We start from the raw sequence: 22,451 nt of genomic DNA on the forward strand, positions 1-22,451 counted from the left end.
TTCGTCAGCTACGCCCGCGTCCCGCTTCGCTTTTAAGGCCTTCTTGCATGTCTGATCCTCGTTATCAGGTCGACGTCAGCGTCACCACCCGTTTTCTGGCAGAACAGTCGCAACCCGAACATAACCGTTTCGCTTTTGCCTACAACATCACTGTGCGCAATAACGGCTCTTTGCCAGCCAGGCTACTGTCGCGGCACTGGGTCATCACCGACGGCGATGGGCATGTCGAAGAAGTGCGTGGTGAAGGGGTCGTCGGTCAACAGCCGCTGATTGAGGCCGGTAAAAGCCACAGTTATAGCAGCGGGACGGTGATGACGACCAAGGTCGGCACCATGCAGGGCACCTACCTGATGCTGGCCGAGGACGGCAAACGCTTCGATGCCATCATCAAGCCCTTTCGCCTCGCGGTACCCGGAGCCTTGCACTGATGGCCACGTATGCGGTCGGCGACCTGCAAGGCTGCCTCGATCCACTCAAGTGCCTGCTGGAACGGGTCGCCTTCGATCCGCAGAAAGACACGCTGTGGCTGGTGGGCGACCTGGTCAACCGTGGCCCGCAATCGCTTGAGACCTTGCGTTTTCTCTATGGCATCCGCCAGTCGCTGGTCTGTGTGCTCGGCAACCACGACCTGCACCTGCTGGCAGCCTGGCAAAACATCGAGCGCCTGAAAAAATCCGATACCCTGAGCGAAATCCTCGACGCCCCTGATTGCGTTGAACTGCTGGAATGGCTGCGTCAGCAGAAGCTCATGCACTACGACGAGCAACGCAACCTGGCGCTGGTTCATGCAGGCATTCCGCCCCAGTGGTCTCTGCGCAAGGCACTCAAATGCGCCGGCGAGGTTGAACAGGCGTTGCGTGACGACAACCTGTTCGCCCCCTATCTGGATGGCATGTATGGCAACGAACCCGTCAAATGGGACAGCAACCTCACGGGAGCTGCGCGCCTTCGAGTCATCACCAACTATTTCACCCGCATGCGCTTCTGCACCCGCGACGGCAAGCTTGACCTCAAGAGCAAGGAAGGCATCGAAACGGCACCACCCGGCTATGCCCCCTGGTTCAAGCACAAGGAACGCAAGACCCGTAACCTGAAAGTCATTTTCGGTCACTGGGCGTCGCTTGAAGGCCAAAGCGACGAACCCGGGGTTTTCGCCCTCGATACCGGCTGCGTGTGGGGCAGCGCGATGACGCTGATGAACGTCGACACCGGCGAGCAATTGCGTTGCGATTGCGACGAACGGGGCCATGCCAAATCCCATCACCACCCGACCACTGCACCATTGTCGGCCGGCACCGCCGTTTGACCGGCGCTGCGCTTCAGGCTACAGGAGTCCTACATGAGCGAATTCAAACGTATCCCCCCGGACCAGGCCCAGATCCTGCGCGAGCAAGGCGCGGTCGTTGTCGATGTCCGCGACCCAGCCACATTTGCCGCCCTGCATATCAGTGGCTCCACCCACCTGGATAACCACTCCATCGCCGACTTCATCCGTGCCGCCGACCTCGACGCACCGACCGTCGTGGTCTGCTATCACGGCAACTCCAGCCAGAGCGCAGCCGCCTATCTGGTCAGCCAGGGTTTCACCGACGTCTACAGCCTGGACGGCGGTTTTGAGCTGTGGCGCCTGGCTTATCCTTCGGAAACCGCGCAAGGCACTCAGGAATAATTTTTTATGCCGCCCAAGCCCGCGTGAACCGTGGGCTTGGGCGCTGGCAGACGAACGGTCTGCCACAACTAATTACGCATTCCACCTTTACCTCTCCGATTCCGAACTATCCTTAGCCACAGGCCATCCAAAACAGGGGAGAGCCGGTACACCGGCGCACGGGTCATCGGGAGTAAGCGTTCAGGAGCCTGTATTCCTGGAAGCATTCTGGGGGGTAAACGGCAGCTGGGTTCCCAGCGGCTGACCAGCATCGACTGATTGATCCGCCACCGGCTCCACGTATCGAGCGAGGTGACGTCATGAGCATTTTTAGCCACTTCCAGCAACGTTTCGAGTCCACGCGGCAGGAGGAATACTCGCTGCAGGAATACCTCGAACTCTGCAAGCAGGACCGCAGCGCCTATGCATCGGCTGCGGAGCGTCTGTTGCTGGCAATCGGAGAACCGGAACTGCTGGATACCTCGGCCAACTCGAGGCTTTCGCGGATCTTCTCCAACAAGGTGATTCGCCGCTATCCGGCCTTTGAAGACTTCCACGGGATGGAAGAATGCATCGATCAGATCGTGTCCTATTTCCGCCACGCCGCCCAAGGCCTGGAAGAGAAGAAACAAATCCTCTATCTGCTCGGTCCCGTCGGTGGCGGTAAATCGTCCCTGGCCGAAAAGCTCAAGCAACTGATCGAGAAAGTGCCCTTCTATGCGATCAAGGGCTCACCGGTGTTCGAATCGCCCTTGGGGTTGTTCAACGCCACCGAGGACGGCGCGATCCTCGAGGAAGACTTCGGTATTCCACGCCGCTACCTCAGTACCATCATGTCGCCATGGGCCACCAAGCGCCTGTCCGAGTTCGGCGGCGACATCAGTCAGTTCCGGGTGGTCAAGCTCTACCCCTCGATCCTTAACCAGATCGCGGTAGCCAAGACCGAACCGGGGGACGAAAACAACCAGGACATTTCGGCCCTGGTGGGTAAAGTCGATATCCGCAAGCTGGAAGAATATCCACAGAACGATGCCGACGCCTACAGCTATTCAGGTGCACTGTGCCGGGCCAACCAGGGCCTGATGGAATTCGTCGAGATGTTCAAGGCGCCCATCAAAGTGCTGCACCCGCTGCTGACCGCAACCCAGGAAGGCAACTACAACAGCACTGAGGGCCTGGGAGCCATTCCGTTCACCGGGATCCTGCTGGCCCACTCCAACGAGTCGGAATGGCATACCTTCCGCAACAACAAGAACAACGAAGCCTTCATCGACCGGATCTACATCGTCAAGGTGCCGTACTGCCTGCGAGTCACCGATGAGGTGAAGATCTACGACAAGCTGCTGTTCAACAGCTCGCTGTCCAAGGCCCACTGCGCGCCCGACACGCTGAAGATGCTCGCCCAGTTCACCGTGCTGTCGCGCCTCAAGGAGCCGGAAAACTCCAACATCTATTCGAAGATGCGGGTGTATGACGGTGAAAACCTCAAGGACACCGATCCAAAGGCCAAATCGATCCAGGAGTACCGCGACAACGCAGGGGTCGATGAAGGCATGAACGGCCTATCCACTCGTTTCGCGTTCAAGATTCTTTCCAAGGTCTTCAACTTCGACCCCCATGAGATCGCGGCCAACCCGGTGCATCTGCTGTATGTGCTGGAACAACAGATCGAGCAGGAACAGTTCCAGGCGGAAACCCGCGAGCGTTATCTGCGATTCCTCAAGGAATACCTGGCCCCGCGCTACATCGAGTTCATCGGCAAGGAAATCCAGACTGCCTACCTGGAGTCCTACAGCGAGTACGGCCAGAACATCTTCGACCGCTACGTGCTGTACGCGGACTTCTGGATCCAGGACCAGGAATACCGCGATCCGGAAACCGGCGAAATCCTCAACCGCGTAGCGCTGAACGAAGAGCTGGAAAAAATCGAGAAACCGGCCGGCATCAGCAATCCGAAGGATTTCCGTAACGAAATCGTCAACTTCGTGTTGCGCGCCCGGGCCAATAACAATGGCAAGAACCCAACCTGGCTCAGCTATGAAAAGCTGCGGGTGGTGATCGAGAAGAAAATGTTCTCCAACACCGAAGACCTGCTGCCCGTCATCAGCTTCAACGCCAAGGCCAGCAAGGAGGACCAGCAAAAACACAACGACTTCGTCACACGCATGGTCGAACGTGGCTACACCGACAAACAGGTACGGCTGCTCTCCGAGTGGTACCTGCGGGTCCGGAAATCGCAATAAGCAGCGGCAAGCTTCTAGCAACAAGCTGCGAGGGAACAGCGTTGGGCCCATGGCTCGGCGCTATCCCCTTGCCGCCTGAGGCTTACGACTTGAAGCTCCCCCGGAGGGGCCTATGAGCTATGTGATCGACCGACGCCTTAATGGCAAGAACAAGAGCACGGTGAACCGCCAGCGTTTCCTGCGGCGTTACCGTGACCACATCAAGAAGGCCGTCGAAGAAGCGGTTAGCCGGCGTTCCATTACCGACATGGAGCATGGCGAACAAATCAGCATTCCCGGCCGCGACATCGATGAGCCGGTGCTTCACCATGGTCGCGGCGGCAAACAGACGGTGGTGCATCCCGGCAACAAGGAATTCACCAGTGGCGAGCACATCCCTCGTCCGCAGGGTGGAGGCGGCGGCAAAGGACCCGGCAAGGCCGGTAACTCCGGCGAGGGCATGGATGAATTCGTGTTCCAGATCACCCAGGAGGAATTCCTGGAGTTCATGTTCGAAGACCTGGAACTGCCGAACCTGGTCAAGCGCAACCTGACGGGCACCGACACCTTCAAGACCGTACGCGCCGGCATCAGCAACGAAGGTAATCCTTCACGCATCAATATCATCCGAACACTTCGTTCGGCCCATGCCCGGCGCATTGCGCTGTCGGGCAGCAGCCGGGCCAAACTGCGGGAGGTCAAGGAAGAACTGGCTCGCCTCAAGCGCGAAGAACCCGACAATTTCGGCGACATTCAGGACCTTGAAGCGGAAATCGAGAAACTCAGCGCACGCATCCATCGCGTACCGTTCCTCGATACTTTCGACCTCAAGTACAACTTGCTGGTGAAACAGCCCAACCCCAGCTCCAAGGCCGTGATGTTCTGCCTGATGGACGTGTCCGGCTCCATGACCCAGGCGACCAAGGACATTGCCAAGCGCTTCTTCATCCTGCTGTACCTGTTCCTCAAGCGGAACTACGACAAGATCGACGTGGTGTTCATCCGCCACCACACCAGCGCCCGGGAAGTGGACGAGGAGGAGTTTTTCTACTCCAGGGAAACCGGCGGCACTATCGTTTCCAGCGCCCTGAAGCTGATGCAGGAGATCATGGCCGAGCGCTATCCGGCCAATGAATGGAACATCTATGCAGCCCAGGCGTCCGACGGTGACAACTGGAACGACGACTCGCCGATCTGCCGTGACATCCTGATCAACCAGATCATGCCGTTCGTCCAGTACTACACCTATGTGGAAATTACTCCACGGGAACATCAGGCGTTGTGGTACGAATACGAACGCATTGCCGAAGCTTTTTCCGACACATTTGCTCAACAGCAACTGGTCTCGGCCGGGGATATCTACCCGGTCTTCCGTGAACTCTTCCAGCGCAGGTTAGTGACATGACCGCCAAAAAAGAGCAGAAGCGCCAGCCCATTTCCACCGGCTCCGAATGGACGTTCGAGCTGATCCAGGCCTACGACCGCGAAATCAGCCGTATCGCGGACCGGTATGCCCTGGACACGTACCCGAACCAGATCGAGGTGATCACCGCCGAGCAGATGATGGACGCCTACGCGTCGGTCGGCATGCCGCTGGGTTATCACCACTGGTCCTACGGCAAACATTTCCTTAGTACCGAGAAATCCTACAGCCGCGGCCAGATGGGGCTGGCCTACGAGATCGTGATCAACTCCGACCCGTGCATTGCCTATCTGATGGAAGAAAACACCATCTGCATGCAGGCCTTGGTGGTGGCGCATGCCTGCTACGGCCACAACAGCTTCTTCAAGGGCAACTACCTGTTCCGTACCTGGACCGACGCCAGCTCGATCATTGATTACCTGGTGTTCGCCAAGCAGTACATCATGCAATGCGAAGAGCGCCATGGCATCGACGCGGTGGAGGATCTGCTGGATTCCTGCCACGCCTTGATGAACTACGGCGTGGACCGTTACAAACGACCGTATCCGATTTCAGCCGAAGAAGAGCGCCGTCGCCAAAAAGATCGTGAAGAACACCTGCAAAAGCAAATCAACGACTTGTGGCGCACCATTCCCAAAGGCGCTGACAAGTACAGCGAAAAAGACAACGCGCGTTTCCCTGCCGAACCGCAGGAAAACATCCTCTATTTCATTGAAAAACATGCGCCGCTGCTGGAGCCATGGCAGCGGGAAATCGTGCGCATCGTGCGCAAGATCGCCCAGTATTTCTATCCACAGCGCCAGACCCAGGTCATGAACGAGGGCTGGGCCACGTTCTGGCATTACACGCTGATGAACGATCTGTACGACGAGGGCCTGGTCACCGACGGCTTCATGATGGAGTTCCTGACGTCCCATACCAGCGTGGTGTTCCAGCCCGGCTTCGACAGCCCGTACTACAGCGGGATCAACCCTTACGCGCTGGGCTTTGCCATGTACCGCGACATCCGCCGCATGTGCGAACACCCCACTGAAGAGGATCGCCGCTGGTTCCCGGATATCGCGGGCTCGGACTGGTTGTCCGCTATCAAGTTCGCCATGAGCAGCTTCAAGGACGAGAGCTTTATCCTGCAGTACCTCTCGCCCAAGGTGATCCGCGACCTGAAACTGTTCAGCATCCTTGATGACGACCAGAAAGATGACCTGTTGGTACCGGCTATTCATGACGAAGGCGGTTATCGCATCATCCGCGAAACCCTGGCAGCGCAATACAACCTGGGCAATCGCGAGCCCAACGTGCAGATCTACAGCATCGACCGCCGGGGAGATCGTTCGCTGACCCTGCGCCACCAGGCGCACGACCGCAAACCGCTGGGTGACTCCACCGATGAAGTGCTCAAGCACTTGCACCGTCTCTGGGGGTTCGACATCCACCTGGAGACCCTGCAAGGCGACCAAGTGATGAAGACTCATCACGTACCGCCTCGAACCGAGCAAACCGAAGGAGACTATGGCCGCCTGGACTTGGCCGTCATTCATCTTTGATCCCGTTTTCACCTCCGAACGTCCGGCGCAAAGGTTATCCTGTCGGACCAACGGAGGTTTTTTATGCAGATCTATAAAGTCGGCGGCGCCGTTCGCGATCGCCTGCTGGGCATCCCCGTCACTGATATTGATCGGGTTGTGGTGGGTGCCACCGCCGAGGAAATGCTTGCCAAGGGATTTCGCCCCGTAGGGGCTGATTTCCCTGTGTTCCTCGACCCCAAGACCGGTGAGGAATACGCCCTCGCCCGCACCGAACGCAAAAGCGGTCGGGGCTATGGCGGCTTCATTTTCCACGCCAGCCCTGAAGTGACCCTCGAAGAAGACCTGATCCGCAGAGACCTTACGATCAACGCCATGGCTGAAGACGACAACGGCCATCTCACTGATCCGTACCACGGCCAGCGCGACCTCGAAGCCCGCATTCTTCGCCACGTTTCCCCCGCATTTGCCGAAGATCCCCTCCGAGTGCTGCGGGTTGCCCGTTTCGCCGCACGCTATGCTCCCCAGGGCTTCAAGGTGGCCAACGAAACCCTTGAGCTGATGCGTCAGCTCAGTGATTCCGGCGAACTGGAAGCGTTGACCGCCGAGCGCAGCTGGAAAGAAATTTCCCGTGCCCTCATGGAAAACCAACCGCAAGTCTTTATTCAGGTCCTGCGCGACTGCGCCGCCCTCAAGGTCTTGATGCCCGAAGTCGACGCACTGTTTGGCGTGCCGCAGCCTGAAGCCCATCACCCGGAAATCGACACTGGCCTGCACACCCTGAGCGTGCTGGAACAGGCAGCGCTGCACCGGCAGCCTCTGACAGTCCGCTGGGCGTGCCTGCTACACGACTTGGGGAAAGGCCTGACACCCGAACACGAATGGCCACGACACATCGCCCATGAGCACAAGGGCTTGAAACTGATCAAAGCGGTCAACGAGCGCTTCAAGGCGCCCCGCGACTGTCAGGAGTTGGCGCTGCTGGTCGGCCAATACCACACCCATGGTCATCGCGCACTTGAGCTGAAGGCTTCTACCTTGCTTGAGCTGCTGCAGAGTTTTGATGTGTACCGCCGGCCTCAGCGCTTCGAGGAATTCATCGCGGCCTGTGAGATGGATGCGCGGGGCCGCAAGGGGCTTGAAGACAGAAGTTATCCACAGGCTGAGTATCTGCGCGGAGCGGCTGCGGCGGCCCGTGGGGTGGCGGTCCAACCTTTGCTGGAAAAAGGCTTCAAAGGTCCGGAACTGGGTGAGGCGATCAAGCGCGAGCGGCTAAAGGCATTGAAAGCCTACAAGGAAGCGGCGAGCTGACGGGGGCTTCGTGTCAGCTTGGCATTTGCAGTGGATGTGCCATCGTCATCGCGAGCAAGCTCGCTCCCACATTAGCGTCTCAATGGACACATACCTTGTATTGGACCGAGATCCAGTGTGGGAGCGAGCTTGCTCGCGATGATGGCAGACGCCTCACAGCAGGTTGGACGGCGTAAGCGGCTGGCCTCGCCACTCAAACGCCACCGGCGCCAATACCTGATCAATCTGCGACTCATCCCACAACGTAGCGAAGCTTTTGCCTACGCCAGGATGAATCCGATCCGGCGCGATCAACGACAAAGGCCACAGAACAAAGGCGTTCTTGAGGATCTCGGCGCGCGGCAGGATCAGCCCGTCGAAGTTACCGACCCGCTCGCCATACAACAGCACGTCGATATCCAGCGGCAGCCCCTTGCGATCCGGCGCATAACGACCGTTGTCGGCCTCAATGAACTTGAGGCGACGATCCAGCTCCATCAGCGGCAGATCAGTGAAGGCCGACACGACGAAGTTGAAGAACGGCCCGCTCTTGATCCCCACTGGCTGGCTCTCGAACACGGCCGAACAGCGCATGTCCACCAGGAAGCCAGCCAGGGCTTCAAGACCGGCGCACAAATGGGTTTCGCGCTCGACATTGCTGCCGAGCCCGAGAAAAACCTGAGTCAGCGACATCCGCGCTCGATCTCCACGCCAACACCGCTGGCCGCCGGCACGGCACCGGGCTTGGTCACTTTCAGACGCAGCCAGGTGATCTCGAATTCGTCCATCAATTCTTGGGCCAGTCGCTCGGCGAAGGTTTCGACCAACTGGAACTGCGCCAGCTCGGCAAACGACTGGATGCGCGACGATACGCTGGCGTAGTCGAGCGCCAGGGTCAGGTCATCGCCTGCGGCGGCCGGGCGGTTGTCCCAAGCGAAACTCAGATCAAGCCGCAGACACTGTCGGATGCCTCGTTCCCAGTCGTAGGCACCGATTACCGTGTCGACTTCCAGGCCCTCGATAAACACTCTGTCCAAGCACTCTTCTCCGCAGCACGACAAGGGCGCAATGCGCCGTTAGAATCAGGGCGTCCTCGCCCGGAATAGTTAGCATGTTTTGGTTACTGGCGATTCTCGCCTACCTGCTCGGCTCGCTGTCCTTTGCCATTTTGCTCAGCCGCCTGACCGGTCGCCCGGATCCGCGAATGAGTGGCTCAGGCAATGCCGGTGCCACCAACATGCTGCGCCTGGCCGGACGCAAACTCGCCGTCCTGACCCTGCTTGGCGACCTCTGCAAAGGCCTTTTCCCGGTATTGATCGCCAGCCTTGCAGGGCTCTCGTTGCAGCAACAGGCCTGGATCGGCGTCTGCGCGGTCATCGGTCATCTGTTTCCAGTTTACTTTCGCTTTCGCGGCGGCAAGGGTGTCGCCACCGCTGCCGGCATGCTGCTGGGCCTGTATCCGCCCGCCGCCTTGCTGGCGGTCTGCGCCTGGCTGCTGACGTTCTACCTGACCCGCACCAGCTCACTGGCCGCGCTGATCGCCACACCGCTGACCCTGCCGCTACTGGCCTGGCAGGAACCGGCCGCCTTGCTGCCGATGAGCGCACTCGTTGCACTGATCGTCTGGCGCCACCGGGGCAATCTACGCGACCTGTTCGCCGGGCGCGAACGGCATTTTTAAATGTCGCTTCACAGCGGCGGCAACTGCTCCATCGGCCAACGAGCCTGGACACTGATCGCCAGGCTTTCATGCTGGCCAGCCTGCAAGCGCTGACAGCCAGCAAAGGCAATCATCGCGCCGTTATCGGTACAGAACTCCGGCCTGGCGTAGTAAACGTCGCCCTTCATGTCGCCGAGCATTTTCTCCAGCGATATTCGCAACGCCTTGTTCGCACTCACGCCGCCGGCGATCACCAGGCGCTTGAGTCCGGCCTGCTTCAGGGCGCGCTTGCACTTGATGGTCAAAGTCTCCACCACGGCCTGCTGGAACGCCAGCGAGATGTCGCAACGGACTTGCTCACTGTCGTCCCCAGCCCTGACGCATTGCTGCCAGGTGTTCAGGGCAAAGGTTTTCAGGCCGCTGAAACTGAAATCCAGGCCTGGTCGGTCGCACATCGGACGCGGAAACACGAAACGCCCGTCAAGGCCTTGAGCTGCAAGCCGCGCGATTTCCGGCCCGCCAGGGTAATTGAGGCCCATCATTTTCGCGGTTTTGTCGAAAGCTTCGCCGGCGGCGTCGTCAAGGGTTTCGCCCAACAGCGCGTATTGGCCGATTCCATCGACCCGAACCAACTGCGTATGACCGCCCGACACCAACAAAGCGACGAACGGAAATTGCGGTGGCTGCGGCTCCAACATCGGTGCCAGCAGGTGGCCTTCCATGTGATGCACGCCAAGGGCCGGGATGCCCCAGGCAAACGCCAGCGCCTGGGCACAAGACGCGCCTACCAGCAGCGCGCCCACCAGGCCCGGCCCGGCGGTGTAGGCGATGGCATCGATCTCGGTCGGCACACTGCCAGCTTCGGCCAGGACCTGGCGGATCAGGGGCAGCATGCGCTTGACGTGGTCGCGGGACGCAAGCTCGGGCACCACGCCACCGTAGGCGCGGTGCAGGTCGATCTGACTGAACAGCGCATCGGCCAGCAAGCCACGCTCACTGTCGTAGAGTGCAACGCCGGTTTCGTCGCAGGAGGTTTCTAATCCCAGTACTAGCATGGGTTTGCGCCTTGTAGAGGCTGAATTCGAAGGCGCGCATAATAGTCGCCGCGTTGTGCCCCGGCCAGCGGTTTTCGATCAGAGGCTTTGCATTCCGAGCGATGAGGGGTTAACATCCGCAACCCTTAAAAACCGACGTCTTCAAGTGCTCTTTTGCCACGAGGATGTTGACCCCGGTAATGAATGAAGGTAGCTCTGGATGCCAGCCGTCAAAGTAAAAGAGAACGAACCCTTCGACGTAGCTCTGCGTCGTTTCAAGCGCTCCTGCGAAAAAGCCGGTGTTCTGGCTGAAGTTCGTAGCCGCGAATTCTACGAGAAGCCGACTTCTGAGCGTAAGCGTAAAGCAGCAGCCGCTGTTAAGCGTCACGCCAAGAAAGTTCAGCGCGAACAGCGCCGCGCCGTACGTCTGTACTAATACACAGACGTCCGTAGCAAGCTTCTGCCAAGCCCGGCCCTCAAGCCGGGCTTATGGCATTTGCGGAATAACGCTTGATGCTTCACCGTCAAAGTCGCAGATGCGACCACGACAACCTGCTTCACCCACGTCAGACCTGGCTCTTTTGCCAGCGGTGCACGTCTCTTCTGACGAGCCTACCAAGGCTACTGACGAGCACACCCCTGATTCCTCTAACGACGATCAGCCCAAGGCACCTGCTTGCGTGCCCGCTTCATTGAGCTATCCGAGGCCTGACCGGCCGTTACCGGACTCAGCGCAACACATTCAAACAGTCGAATACTGATAGTTATTAACGTCAGTGGATTATCGGCAGATACACTTCCCGACAGCGATAATGCAGACGACCCGGTCGAGCCACCGATTCAGCGTGCCTCAAACCCAGACCCGGTTACGCCTGCCGATTTCGGGTCCATATTTCGCGCAGTGATGATGAGAACGCCATGGCCGGGCTGATTCCCCAGAGCTTTATTGACGACCTCCTGAACCGCACCGACATCGTCGACGTGGTCAGCTCTCGCCTGCAAATGAAGAAAGCGGGCAAGAACTACACGGCCTGCTGTCCGTTTCACAAAGAAAAAACCCCCTCCTTCAGCGTCAGCCCCGACAAGCAGTTCTACTACTGCTTCGGCTGCGGCGCTGGCGGTAACGCCCTCGGCTTCATCATGGACCACGACAACCTGGACTTCCCCCAGGCCGTCGAAGAACTGGCCAAAGCCGCCGGCATGGAAATTCCCCGCGAGGAGAGCGGTCGACAGCACAAACCGCGTCAACCGACCGACTCGCCGCTCTATCCGCTGTTGACTGCGGCCGCCGATTTTTATCGCCAAGCCCTCAAAAGCCATCCGTCACGCAAGGCGGCGGTCGATTACCTCAAGGGTCGCGGCCTGACCGGCGAAATCGCCCGGGACTTTGGACTCGGCTTCGCTCCGCCCGGCTGGGACAATCTCTATAGGCACCTGAGCAGTGACACGCTGCAGCAACGCGCCATGATCGATGCTGGCCTGCTGATCGAGAATGCCGAAACCGGCAAGCGCTACGACCGCTTTCGTGACCGGGTGATGTTCCCGATCCGCGACTCGCGCGGGCGGATCATTGCTTTCGGTGGCCGAGTGCTGGGCGACGACAAGCCCAAATACCTGAACTCCCCGGAAACCCCGGTTTTCCATAAGGGCCAGGAGCTCTACGGCCTGTACGAAGCACGCAAGAACAACCGCAACCTCGACGAGATCATTGTCGTCGAAGGCTACATGGACGTGATTGCCCTGGCGCAGCAAGGCTTGCGCAATGCCGTCGCAACCCTGGGCACGGCCACCAGCGAAGAGCACATGAAACGCCTGTTTCGCGTCGTGCCCAACGTATTGTTTTGCTTCGACGGCGACCAGGCCGGTCGCAACGCCGCCTGGCGCGCACTGGAAGCCACCTTGCCGTGCCTGCAGGACGGCCGTCGGGCACGCTTTCTATTCCTGCCCGAGGGCGAGGACCCGGACACCCTGGTGCGCTCCGAAGGCACCGATGCGTTCCGTGCGCGAATCAACCAGCACGCGCAACCATTGGCCGATTATTTTTTCCAGCAATTGACCGAAGAGGCCGACCCACGCTCTCTCGAGGGCAAGGCGCATATGGCCACCCTCGCGGCACCGCTGATCGACAAGGTGCCCGGCGCCAATCTGCGCACACTGATGCGCCAGCGCCTGACCGAAATCACCGGCCTCAACAGCGAAGCGGTCAATCAGCTGGTCCATAGCGCCCCCCAGGAAGCGCCACCGGCTTATGACCCGGGCATCGATTACGACGCGATGCCGGACTTCGCCGACTATCATCAACCTCAGCAGGATTACGCGCCGCAACAGGAATGGACACCGAAAAAACCCGGTAGCGGCGGCAAGAAATGGGACAAAAAACCCTGGGACAAGAATGGCAAGCGCGGCGATCGCGACGCGCCACGTGCCCCGCGCGTGCCGGCCGCCGTCGAACCACCGACACTGGCCGCTCTGCGCACCTTGCTGCACCACCCGCAGCTGGCTGAGAAAGTCGAGGACGCAGGACACTTCGCCGCCGAGGACCACAGCAATACGCAATTGCTGGTCGCACTCCTTGAAGCCGTGCAGAAGAACCCCAAGCTAAACTCTTTCCAGTTGATTGCACGGTGGCACGGCACTGAGCAGGGACGCCTGTTGAAGGCCCTGGCCGAGAAGGAATGGCTGATTAAAGGAGACAACCTTGAACAACAGTTTTTCGACACCATTACTAGCTTGTCCGCCCGCCAACGCGAGCGAAATCTGGAACAACTTCTGCGAAAAGCTCGCCAGAGCGAGTTGACCAGCGAAGAGAAAAACCAATTGCGCGACTTACTCAGCCGCAATGTTTGCGCATCAAACCCGACCTCAACTGGCGCGTGAGGTCACAGCTCAGGTATAATCCTCGGCTTGTTTTTTGCCCGCCAAGACCTTCAGTGGATAGGGTGTTATGTCCGGAAAAGCGCAACAGCAGTCTCGTATCAAAGAGTTGATCCTATTGGGTCGTGAGCAGGGTTACCTGACTTACGCGGAGGTCAACGACCACCTGCCGGAGGATATTTCAGATCCGGAACAGGTGGAAGACATCATCCGCATGATCAACGACATGGGGATCAACGTATTCGAGGTTGCTCCAGATAAGGATGCCCTTATGCTGGCCGACGCCGATACCGACGAGGCGGCCGCTGAAGAAGCGGCTGCAGCGTTGGCAGCGGTCGAGACCGACATTGGTCGCACCACCGACCCCGTGCGCATGTATATGCGTGAAATGGGTACGGTAGAGCTCCTCACACGTGAAGGCGAAATCGAAATCGCCAAGCGTATTGAAGAAGGCATCCGTGAAGTGATGGGCGCAATCGCGCACTTCCCTGGCACGGTTGACCATATTCTCTCCGAGTACACCCGCGTCACCACCGAAGGTGGCCGCCTGTCCGACGTTCTGAGTGGTTACATCGACCCGGACGACGGCATTGCGCCGCCTGCCGCCGAAGTGCCGCCGCCAATCGATGCGAAAGCCGTCAAGGCCGACGACGAAACCGATGACGACGACGCCGAAGCCAGCGACGACGAGGAAGAAGCCGAAAGCGGTCCGGATCCGGTCATCGCTGCGCAGCGTTTCGGCGCTGTGGCCGACCAGATGGAAATCACCCGCAAGGCGCTGAAAAAGCACGGTCGCAACAACAAGCAGGCGATAGCCGAGCTGTTGGCGCTGGCCGAGCTGTTCATGCCGATCAAACTGGTGCCTAAGCAGTTCGAAGGCCTGGTGGAGCGTGTTCGCAGTGCCCTGGATCGTCTGCGTCAGCAAGAGCGCGCGATCATGCAACTTTGCGTGCGTGATGCCCGCATGCCGCGTGCCGATTTCCTGCGTCAGTTCCCTGGCCACGAAATCGACGAAAGCTGGACCGATGCACTGGCCAAAGGCAAAAGCAAATACGCTGAAGCCATTGGTCGCCTGCAACCGGACATCATTCGTTGCCAGCAGAAACTGAGCGCGCTGGAGACCGAAACCGGCCTGACCATCGCCGAGATCAAGGACATCAACCGTCGCATGTCGATCGGCGAGGCCAAGGCCCGCCGCGCGAAGAAAGAGATGGTCGAAGCGAACTTGCGTCTGGTGATCTCCATCGCCAAGAAGTACACCAACCGCGGCCTGCAATTCCTCGATCTGATCCAGGAAGGCAACATCGGCCTGATGAAAGCGGTGGACAAGTTCGAATACCGTCGCGGCTACAAGTTCTCGACTTATGCCACCTGGTGGATCCGTCAGGCGATCACTCGCTCGATCGCCGACCAGGCCCGCACCATCCGTATCCCGGTGCACATGATCGAGACGATCAACAAGCTCAACCGTATTTCCCGGCAGATGTTGCAGGAAATGGGTCGCGAACCGACTCCGGAAGAGCTGGGCGAACGCATGGAAATGCCTGAGGACAAGATCCGCAAGGTACTGAAGATCGCCAAAGAGCCGATCTCCATGGAAACCCCGATCGGTGATGACGAAGACTCCCATCTGGGTGACTTCATCGAAGACTCCACCATGCAGTCTCCGATCGATGTCGCCACCGTTGAGAGCCTCAAGGAAGCGACTCGCGAAGTACTCTCCGGCCTCACAGCGCGTGAAGCCAAGGTACTGCGCATGCGCTTTGGCATCGACATGAATACCGACCACACCCTCGAGGAGGTTGGTAAGCAGTTCGATGTTACCCGTGAGCGGATTCGTCAGATCGAAGCCAAGGCGTTGCGCAAACTGCGCCACCCGACGCGAAGCGAGCATCTGCGCTCCTTCCTCGACGAGTGACCTTCAAACCCCCGGCCCTGCCGGGGGTTTTGTTATGTGCAGATAAAATCCCCCAGCTGTGTCCCCCCACCCTATTGCCCGTCTACACTCGAAACATCCTTTCCAAGCCATGACGAGACACTGATGCCCAGACTGACGGCCGCGCTTTTGCTGTCCTTGATCACCTGGACCGCAACAGCTGGCGCGTTGACGCTTACCGACGAAGAGCTCCGCTGGCTCAAGGACCACCCCGACCTGCGCCTGGGTGTCGATGCTTCATGGCCGCCGTTTGAATTTCGCGACGACCAAGGCCGCTATCAAGGCCTGGCCGCCGATTACGTCGATATCATCCGTGAGCGGTTGGCCGTCAGGCTCACACCCATCGAGCCGGCCAGCTGGACCGCCGTGCTGGAACAGGTCGCACAGGGCGAGATCGACCTTTTGCCAGGCATCATGTCCACCCCTGAACGGCAGAATTACCTGGCATTTACCCGGCCCTATCTCGACTTCCCAATCGTCATCCTGGCCCATCGCGGCGGCGCCCAACCTCACAACCTTAAAGAGCTGTACGGACTGAAAATCGCCGTGGTGGAGAACTACGCACCCCACGAGCTGCTGCGCAACCACCATCCCGACCTGAACCTGGTGGCGCTGCCCAATGTCAGCTCAGCCCTGCAGGCGCTGGCAACCGATGAAGTAGACGCAGTGGTGGGCGACCTGGCTTCCAGTGTCTGGAGCCTGCGCCAACTCAAGCTCGAGGGGCTTTATGTCAGCGGTGAAACGCCTTATCGCTATCAACTGGCAATGGCCGTCCCTCGAGACAACAAGATATTGGTGAGCATCCTGGACAAGGTCCTGGCGGACATGACCCCGGCCGAGATCGACGAGATCCAGCAGAAGTGGGTCGGCAATGTGCACGATTACCGCCAGCTCTGGTCCGACTTGCTGCTTTATGGCCTGCCTGCGCTGCTCCTCTTGATCGGCATCCTGGCCGTGGTCATTCGCATCAACCGCCGGCTCAGCTCGGAGATCGCCCGACGGGTCGAACTGGAGCAGGAACTGCGCAGCAGCGAATACCATTACCGTGGATTGGTGGAAAGTCTCTCGGCGATTGCCTGGGAAGCCAGGGTCAGTGATTTCACCTACAGCTACGTATCACCGCACGCCGAAGACCTCTTGGGCTACCCCCTCGCCCACTGGCTGATCCCGGGCTTCTGGCGCAACATTATTCACCCAGCCGACCTGATCCGCGCCCAGACCTATTGCGATCATGAAGTGCTGGCGGGCCGCGACCACTGCATCGATTACCGCGTGATCACGGCCGACGGCCGGTGCCTCTGGGTACGCGACATCGTCAGCCTGATCGAGCACGGCCACGAACCGGTGATGCGCGGGCTGATGATCGACATCAGCGAAGCCAAACGCACCGAGGAGGCATTGCGCCTATCGGAGCAGAAGTTTGCCTCGGTGTTCCGCCAATGCCCGGACATCCTAGTGATCGCACGCCTGATGGACGGCTGCCTGCTGGAGGTCAACAAGGCCTTCGAAGAGAAAATCGGCCTGAGTGCCGCAGAAGCAGTGGGTCGCAACGCAACCGAACTGAATATCTGGGGCATTCAGGGCGTTGGTCCGAGCCTGTTGCAGCGTTTGCAGGCCGGCAGTATTCGCAATCTGGAAATGCCCTTCCGCCGCAGCAACGGCCAGGTGTTCACAGGGCTGATCTCCGCCGAACCTTTCGACCTCGACACGACGCCAGCCCTGGTCGTGGTAGTGCGGGACATCAGCCAGCTCAAGGAAACCCAGCAGCAATTGCAGACGTCCGAAGAGAAGTTCGCCAAGGCTTTCCACGCCTCACCTGACGGTTTGCTGCTGTCCCGGCAAAGCGACGGCCTGCTGATTGAAGTCAACGAAGGTTTCAGTCGCATTACTGGTTTCAACAGTGCCCTGTCGGTAGACCGCTCGACCCTGGACTTGGGCATCTGGGTCAATCTCAACGAGCGCAAACAGATGCTCGACCTGCTGAAACGGGATGGGTTTGTCAGGGATTTCAGCTGCCATATTCGCCGCAACGACGGGCAGATCCGGCTCTGCGAAGTGTCCAGCCGACCGCTACCCATCGGCAACGAAGACTGCATGCTGACCATCGCCCGGGACATCACTGAACGCCATCTGATGCAGGAAAAACTGCAACAGGCCGCCACTGTGTTCGAAAGCACCGCCGAAGGCGTGCTGATCACCGATACGCAGCAGCACATCAGCGCTGTGAACCGAGCCTTCACTGAAATCACCGGCTACAGCGAAACCGAAGCCTTGGGCCATACGCCTCGTTTGTTGGCTTCCGGCCTGCACGACAGCGCGTTTTACGCCGCGATGTGGCACCAACTGACAGCGGAGGGGCACTGGCAGGGAGAGATTTCCAATCGACGCAAGAACGGCGAGCTGTACCCCAGCTGGCTGACCATCAGCGCGGTGCGTAATCGGGATCAACAAATCACCCATTTCGTCGCGGTCTTCGCCGACATCTCCAGCCTCAAACACGCCCAGGCCCGGCTCGACTACCAGGCTCACCACGATCCGCTGACCGGCTTGCCGAATCGAACACTGTTCGAAAGCCGTTTGCTCACAGCCCTGAACAGCCAGCAGGAAAACGGCGGCCAAGGGGCAGTGCTGTTCCTGGACCTGGACCGTTTCAAGCACATCAATGACAGTCTCGGGCATCCGGTCGGCGACCTGTTGCTCAAAGGCATCGCCGTGCGCCTGCGCGAGCAGTTGCGCGACATCGACACCGTGGCGCGCCTCGGGGGCGACGAGTTCATCATCCTGCTGCCGGGCCTGCAGCAGCCCAGCGATGCCGAGCACATTGCCCAGAAGCTGTTGAACGGCTTTGCCGCGCCGTTCCAGGCCGGCGAGCACGAGTTCTTCATCAGCGCCAGCATCGGCACTAGCCTCTACCCACAGGATGGCTGCGACGTCGCCACGCTGGTCAAGAATGCCGACGCGGCGATGTACCGCTCCAAGGCCAAGGGGCGTAACCGGGTGGAAAGCTACACCCGCGACCTCACCGCCCAGGCCAGCGAGCGCGTGGCCTTGGAACACGAGCTGCGGCGGGCGATTGAACGCAACGAGTTGTCACTGTCCTTCCAGCCCAAAATCAGCCTCGCCGACAACCGGCTAGTGGGTGCCGAGGCGCTGATTCGCTGGACTCACCCAACGTTTGGGGACGTGCCGCCGGAACACTTCATCCCGCTGGCGGAAGAAAACGGCATGATCCTGCAAATCGGCGACTGGGTACTGGAGCGCGCCTGCCGGCAACTGTGCGAATGGAACGACATCTACCACAGTCTCGGCCCGCTGTCGGTCAACCTGGCCGGCGCGCAATTGCGCCAACCCAACCTGCTGGGGCGTATCGAACAACTGCTGCGTGAGCACGGTCTCAAACCCGGCTTATTGCAACTGGAAATTACCGAAAACTTCATCATGAGCCAGGCAGAAGAAGCCCTGACGGTGCTACATCAACTGAAAAAACTCGGCGTGCAGTTGGCCATCGATGACTTCGGTACCGGTTACTCATCCCTGAGCTACCTCAAGCGCCTGCCGCTGGACATCCTCAAGATCGACCAGTCTTTCGTCCGCGGCCTACCCGATGACCCCCACGATGCGGCCATCGTACGGGCAATCATCGCCCTGGGCCGCAGCATGCAATTCACCATCATCGCCGAGGGCGTCGAAACCCTGGCCCAACAACAATTCCTGGCCGAAGAAGGTTGCGAACAGATCCAGGGCTACATCGTCAGCCTGCCCTTGGGCGCGGATGAGTTTGCCGCCACGTTTCTGCGTATGGCTGTATCGGATTTTTCGGATAGCACAGCCGAGAAACCGTCGCTATAATCCGCGGCCTACTGAGGGCCTATAGCTCAGTTGGTTAGAGCAGAGGACTCATAATCCTTTGGTCCACGGTTCGAGTCCGTGTGGGCCCACCAACTCCAAAGCCGCGCATTGCGCGGCTTTCGTCGTTTCCAGCGTCTGAAAACTCGCATCGGGAAACCCTGAAAAATGGTGTACCGTCCAAGATTCGTCCAATTTCATTTTTGGGCTGTCGCTTTCCCGGTCACTTTTTTCTCATAGATTCCCAGCGGATTCAGCGTAACGACCTCCGCCATATGCCCAGGCCTGAAGTGGAGCGTACTTCTGAGTCATGGCCAAGGTGGCATGGGTGTGCTTTTCCTGACCTATGACCACGCCAGTTCCCATTGAACAGGACCAGGCGCACAGGCACTCCTGCCCCCGAATCGACTTCAAAAGCTCGCCGTTGTTTGACCGCGAGAGCAACTTCGACAAACTGGCCGCCCCCATTTCTTGTTCCTGGCCTCACCTGAAGTAATACTCTGCGCAAGTAACGACGGGCTGGGCCCTACGTCCAAGCCGTTCAACCTCATCAAGCGAGACAGCAATCATCGCCAGCCCCAGCCTCCCCCGTTTATTTCTCGAACTGTTCTGGCAACTCGGCATCCTGCTGGTGCCGGCTTTTTTCGTCACGATATTGCCTCCGCCGCTGGCGCTGCTGGCGGTGTTGTTCTTCGGCCTGCTGATGGGTCTTGCCGCACGATTCGGTTTTCAGTCGGCCGGGCGATTCTGTGGCAGGTTGATCGTCGGCGCCGTGTTCGGCCTGGGGTTCAGCGTGGGCCGGGCCTTGCCTGAGTGGTGGGGGATCCTGGCGGCCATTGCCAGCATCGGCGGCGGGCTGGCGTGTGTCAGTACCTGGGAACGGCGTCTGGGCTTGGCGCCTGTTTCCGGCAAAGGCGCCAGCGCCTGGGGCGGAAGCGAGCCGCAACTGACGCCTGAAGGCGAGCCGATCCGGGTGTTCAACCACAGTGAAATCGCCATGGGCGGACCCACTTATTGCGACTATCTGTTCCCCGATGGTGTGCTCCTGCAAGGCCTTGGTTCTTCGTCACTGTTTTCCCGCGACGGGCGTTATTTTGCGGCAACGGTGCCGTCCCGGCAGAACTGGGGGCTGGTCGTCCTCGACCGTCACCAGCGCCAGGTGTACCGCTGTGCCGACAGCGAGCTCTGGGAGTTGGACGCGTTTGACCTCGACCTGTTGAGCGGCCGCCATAGCCCGTTGGTGGACAATAGCGTTCGCGAAACCCGGCTGGACGAGCTGTTGAAAACGGCCAGTGTTACCAACCTGGTGTCCGTCGCCGACCTGTGGCTGGAACCCGACTGGCATCCCGAAAGTGTTCAGCAGACGTTCGAACGGCGCTCCGCCGATGGCCAGCAATGCCTGCGGGGCGACATTGTCTTGCCCGCAACCTTTCGCGACCTGGCCCAGCCACTGGAACCTCTGCTTTCGCCGCGCTATACCGTCAGCGTCAACGGGCAACCGTCCGACTTGCTGATGGCAGCCGATGCGCCTTTGGTATGGAGCGGCGATCAACGCGCCCTGGTGTGCCTGGCCCAGGCGCAAACCCGTCACGCTGATGGCGATCAATACTGGTTGTGGCAGATCGACAAGGGCTGGCATGCCCTGCCCGCGCCTTGGGTGAAGAGTGACGCGGAACCGTCCTTCTATTGGCATGAGTTGCTCAGCCTCGACGCGAGCCATGTGCAGATCGGCTCGTACCTTGACTATCCGCGACCAGGCTCCGGGCGTTATGGCTACCGCCTGGACAGTATCCACAGCGATACCGAAACCCAGGCCGGCCACGACGCCCAAGGTCGCGTACAGGTCGCTGAATTCAAACTGACCCGCATGGCCATTGCGCTGCCGTTGGACAGCCAAGGCCTGCGCGGTGACGCGTACATCGAGACCCAGCCGATGCAGGGTGGTGTGTGCGCCCGGTTGATCTGGCTTGCCGATAACCGCGATGGACTCGGGGGCTATCGCTGCCAGATCGGTGATTGGCACCTGCCAGGCAGCTGGTTGCTGGATCATCGGGTCTCCGATTGCGGACGCTACCTGGCGCTGCTGCCCTTTGACGGTTCGACGACAGTGGCGACCCATGGGGTGATTGCAGACGTGAAGGAACGACGCCTGCTGGAAGGGCCCGCCATGTGGGTCGCTCGCCTGCTCGATTTTCGCGATGGCCGGCTGAGCTTGGCGGTGGTTGCCGGTCGTCTTGATCAAGACCTGGATAGCAGCGCGCTGCAACGCTTCAACATCCCTGCGCCGCAGAGTGATAATGACCCGTCGTTCTTTCAACCCGACGAACAATCCCGGCTGTTCTACAACACCGTGGAACTGCAGGTGACCGATTCACAACTGCACAGCGTTACCCCTTGGCGTCTGGTGGATCGTCCGCAAGCGGCCACCGCCGACGGTGACTTCATCCTGCCCGCGCCCGACCATCAGGATGCCGCCTGGTTGTTCGGCAGTGAGACGGAATATGCCGACAGTTGGGTGCGAGCACAGACGCCTCGGCTTGGCGGCTACCTGCTGACAGCCTCAGGCTGCGCGTTGAGCAACCTGGCACCCTCGATGATCTGGTCGGCGGATGGCCGCTATCTGGCCCTGACCTGCATGGCGACCGACGTGACCGAGCTGTGTGGCAACTATCGAGGCTGGCAATTGCTGCTTCTGGATCTCCAGGCGCACACGTTGCGAGTGCATCCGCAATGGCTGGGTAACCGGCCCTTGTTTGAAGGCTTCGACGACGATCAGGTGCGCGTGCGCTGTTTTGAGCATGACTGGGAAGCTGAAGACGATGACGACCAAGGTTCAGAACAGTCATTGCCACTGGCGCTTTTGCTGCAAGCCCCGGCTGAACAGCTGGTGTGCCAGGACGGTTTCTGGCTCAGGTCTTCACAGGTGCACCTTGCCGCCGCCTGGCGAGCGCTGACCTTACCCGCCATTGGCTATTTCGAACGCGAGAGCCTGTAA

Annotated in this window: 16 protein-coding genes and 1 tRNA gene; 14 read left to right on the forward strand and 3 right to left on the reverse strand. The window is 59.6% G+C overall.

Features of this window, described 5'->3' with window-relative positions; translation table 11 throughout:
* The first annotated feature begins 47 nt into the window (after window positions 1–47).
* The 7 genes from apaG to CD58_RS26010 all read left to right on the forward strand — a co-directional run bounded on the left by apaG (window position 48) and on the right by CD58_RS26010 (window position 8,127).
* Window positions 48–428: a Co2+/Mg2+ efflux protein ApaG gene (apaG, locus tag CD58_RS25980; RefSeq protein WP_025215795.1), complete on the forward strand. Its 381-nt coding sequence runs from the start codon at window positions 48–50 to the stop codon at window positions 426–428.
* Window positions 428–1,306, forward strand: a complete 879-nt coding sequence (locus tag CD58_RS25985) for a symmetrical bis(5'-nucleosyl)-tetraphosphatase (protein ID WP_025215796.1) — start codon at window positions 428–430, stop codon at window positions 1,304–1,306. Before apaG ends, CD58_RS25985 begins: the two co-directional genes overlap by 1 nt.
* Window positions 1,307–1,339: 33 nt before the next feature.
* Window positions 1,340–1,669, forward strand: coding sequence for a thiosulfate sulfurtransferase GlpE (gene glpE, locus CD58_RS25990; protein WP_025215797.1), 330 nt, complete (start codon window positions 1,340–1,342; stop codon window positions 1,667–1,669).
* Between the two features lie 299 nt (window positions 1,670–1,968).
* A complete protein-coding gene (locus tag CD58_RS25995) occupies window positions 1,969–3,891 on the forward strand; it encodes a PrkA family serine protein kinase (RefSeq protein WP_025215798.1) in 1,923 nt (640 codons plus the stop codon).
* A gap of 112 nt (window positions 3,892–4,003) precedes the next feature.
* Entirely contained in the window at window positions 4,004–5,275 is a 1,272-nt protein-coding gene (locus CD58_RS26000) for a YeaH/YhbH family protein (RefSeq protein WP_025215799.1), read from the forward strand.
* Window positions 5,272–6,837, forward strand: a complete 1,566-nt coding sequence (locus CD58_RS26005; RefSeq protein ID WP_025215800.1) for a SpoVR family protein — start codon at window positions 5,272–5,274, stop codon at window positions 6,835–6,837. Before CD58_RS26000 ends, CD58_RS26005 begins: the two co-directional genes overlap by 4 nt.
* A 63-nt stretch (window positions 6,838–6,900) precedes the next feature.
* Entirely contained in the window at window positions 6,901–8,127 is a 1,227-nt protein-coding gene (locus CD58_RS26010; RefSeq protein WP_025215801.1) for a multifunctional CCA addition/repair protein, read from the forward strand.
* Between the two features lie 153 nt (window positions 8,128–8,280).
* On the opposite strand, the gene folK is transcribed toward CD58_RS26010, so the two are convergent.
* On the reverse strand, window positions 8,281–8,799 hold the full coding sequence (gene folK, locus CD58_RS26015; RefSeq protein ID WP_025215802.1) for a 2-amino-4-hydroxy-6-hydroxymethyldihydropteridine diphosphokinase: 519 nt from the start codon (window positions 8,797–8,799) through the stop codon (window positions 8,281–8,283).
* Window positions 8,790–9,143 carry a dihydroneopterin aldolase gene (gene folB / locus CD58_RS26020; RefSeq protein ID WP_025215803.1) on the reverse strand — a complete coding sequence of 118 codons (354 nt, stop codon included), beginning with the start codon at window positions 9,141–9,143 and terminating at the stop codon, window positions 8,790–8,792. The genes folK and folB overlap by 10 nt, the downstream gene beginning before the upstream one ends.
* Window positions 9,144–9,217: 74 nt before the next feature.
* On the opposite strand from folB, the gene plsY reads away from it, so the two are divergent.
* Window positions 9,218–9,787 carry a glycerol-3-phosphate 1-O-acyltransferase PlsY gene (gene plsY / locus CD58_RS26025; protein ID WP_025215804.1) on the forward strand — a complete coding sequence of 190 codons (570 nt, stop codon included), beginning with the start codon at window positions 9,218–9,220 and terminating at the stop codon, window positions 9,785–9,787.
* A gap of 8 nt (window positions 9,788–9,795) precedes the next feature.
* On the opposite strand, the gene tsaD is transcribed toward plsY, so the two are convergent.
* Window positions 9,796–10,821 carry a tRNA (adenosine(37)-N6)-threonylcarbamoyltransferase complex transferase subunit TsaD gene (tsaD, locus tag CD58_RS26030; protein ID WP_025215805.1) on the reverse strand — a complete coding sequence of 342 codons (1,026 nt, stop codon included), beginning with the start codon at window positions 10,819–10,821 and terminating at the stop codon, window positions 9,796–9,798.
* A gap of 199 nt (window positions 10,822–11,020) precedes the next feature.
* Between tsaD and rpsU the strand changes: the two genes are divergently transcribed.
* The 6 genes from rpsU (at window position 11,021) to CD58_RS26065 (ending at window position 22,451) form a co-directional block, all read left to right on the forward strand.
* On the forward strand, window positions 11,021–11,236 hold the full coding sequence (rpsU, locus tag CD58_RS26035; RefSeq protein WP_002551877.1) for a 30S ribosomal protein S21: 216 nt from the start codon (window positions 11,021–11,023) through the stop codon (window positions 11,234–11,236).
* Between the two features lie 482 nt (window positions 11,237–11,718).
* Window positions 11,719–13,677, forward strand: coding sequence for a DNA primase (dnaG, locus tag CD58_RS26040; RefSeq protein ID WP_025215806.1), 1,959 nt, complete (start codon window positions 11,719–11,721; stop codon window positions 13,675–13,677).
* A gap of 67 nt (window positions 13,678–13,744) precedes the next feature.
* Window positions 13,745–15,592, forward strand: coding sequence for an RNA polymerase sigma factor RpoD (rpoD, locus tag CD58_RS26045; protein WP_025215807.1), 1,848 nt, complete (start codon window positions 13,745–13,747; stop codon window positions 15,590–15,592).
* A gap of 123 nt (window positions 15,593–15,715) precedes the next feature.
* Window positions 15,716–19,459 carry a bifunctional diguanylate cyclase/phosphodiesterase gene (locus tag CD58_RS26050; RefSeq protein ID WP_025215808.1) on the forward strand — a complete coding sequence of 1,248 codons (3,744 nt, stop codon included), beginning with the start codon at window positions 15,716–15,718 and terminating at the stop codon, window positions 19,457–19,459.
* Between the two features lie 15 nt (window positions 19,460–19,474).
* Window positions 19,475–19,551 (forward strand) — tRNA-Ile (locus tag CD58_RS26055).
* Window positions 19,552–20,087: 536 nt separating this feature from the next.
* Window positions 20,088–22,451 (forward strand): hypothetical protein, encoded by a 2,364-nt coding sequence (locus tag CD58_RS26065; protein ID WP_235195282.1) that lies wholly within the window; start codon window positions 20,088–20,090, stop codon window positions 22,449–22,451.

The sequence above is a fragment of the Pseudomonas brassicacearum genome (genome assembly GCF_000585995.1).
Lineage (GTDB): Bacteria > Pseudomonadota > Gammaproteobacteria > Pseudomonadales > Pseudomonadaceae > Aquipseudomonas > Aquipseudomonas brassicacearum_A.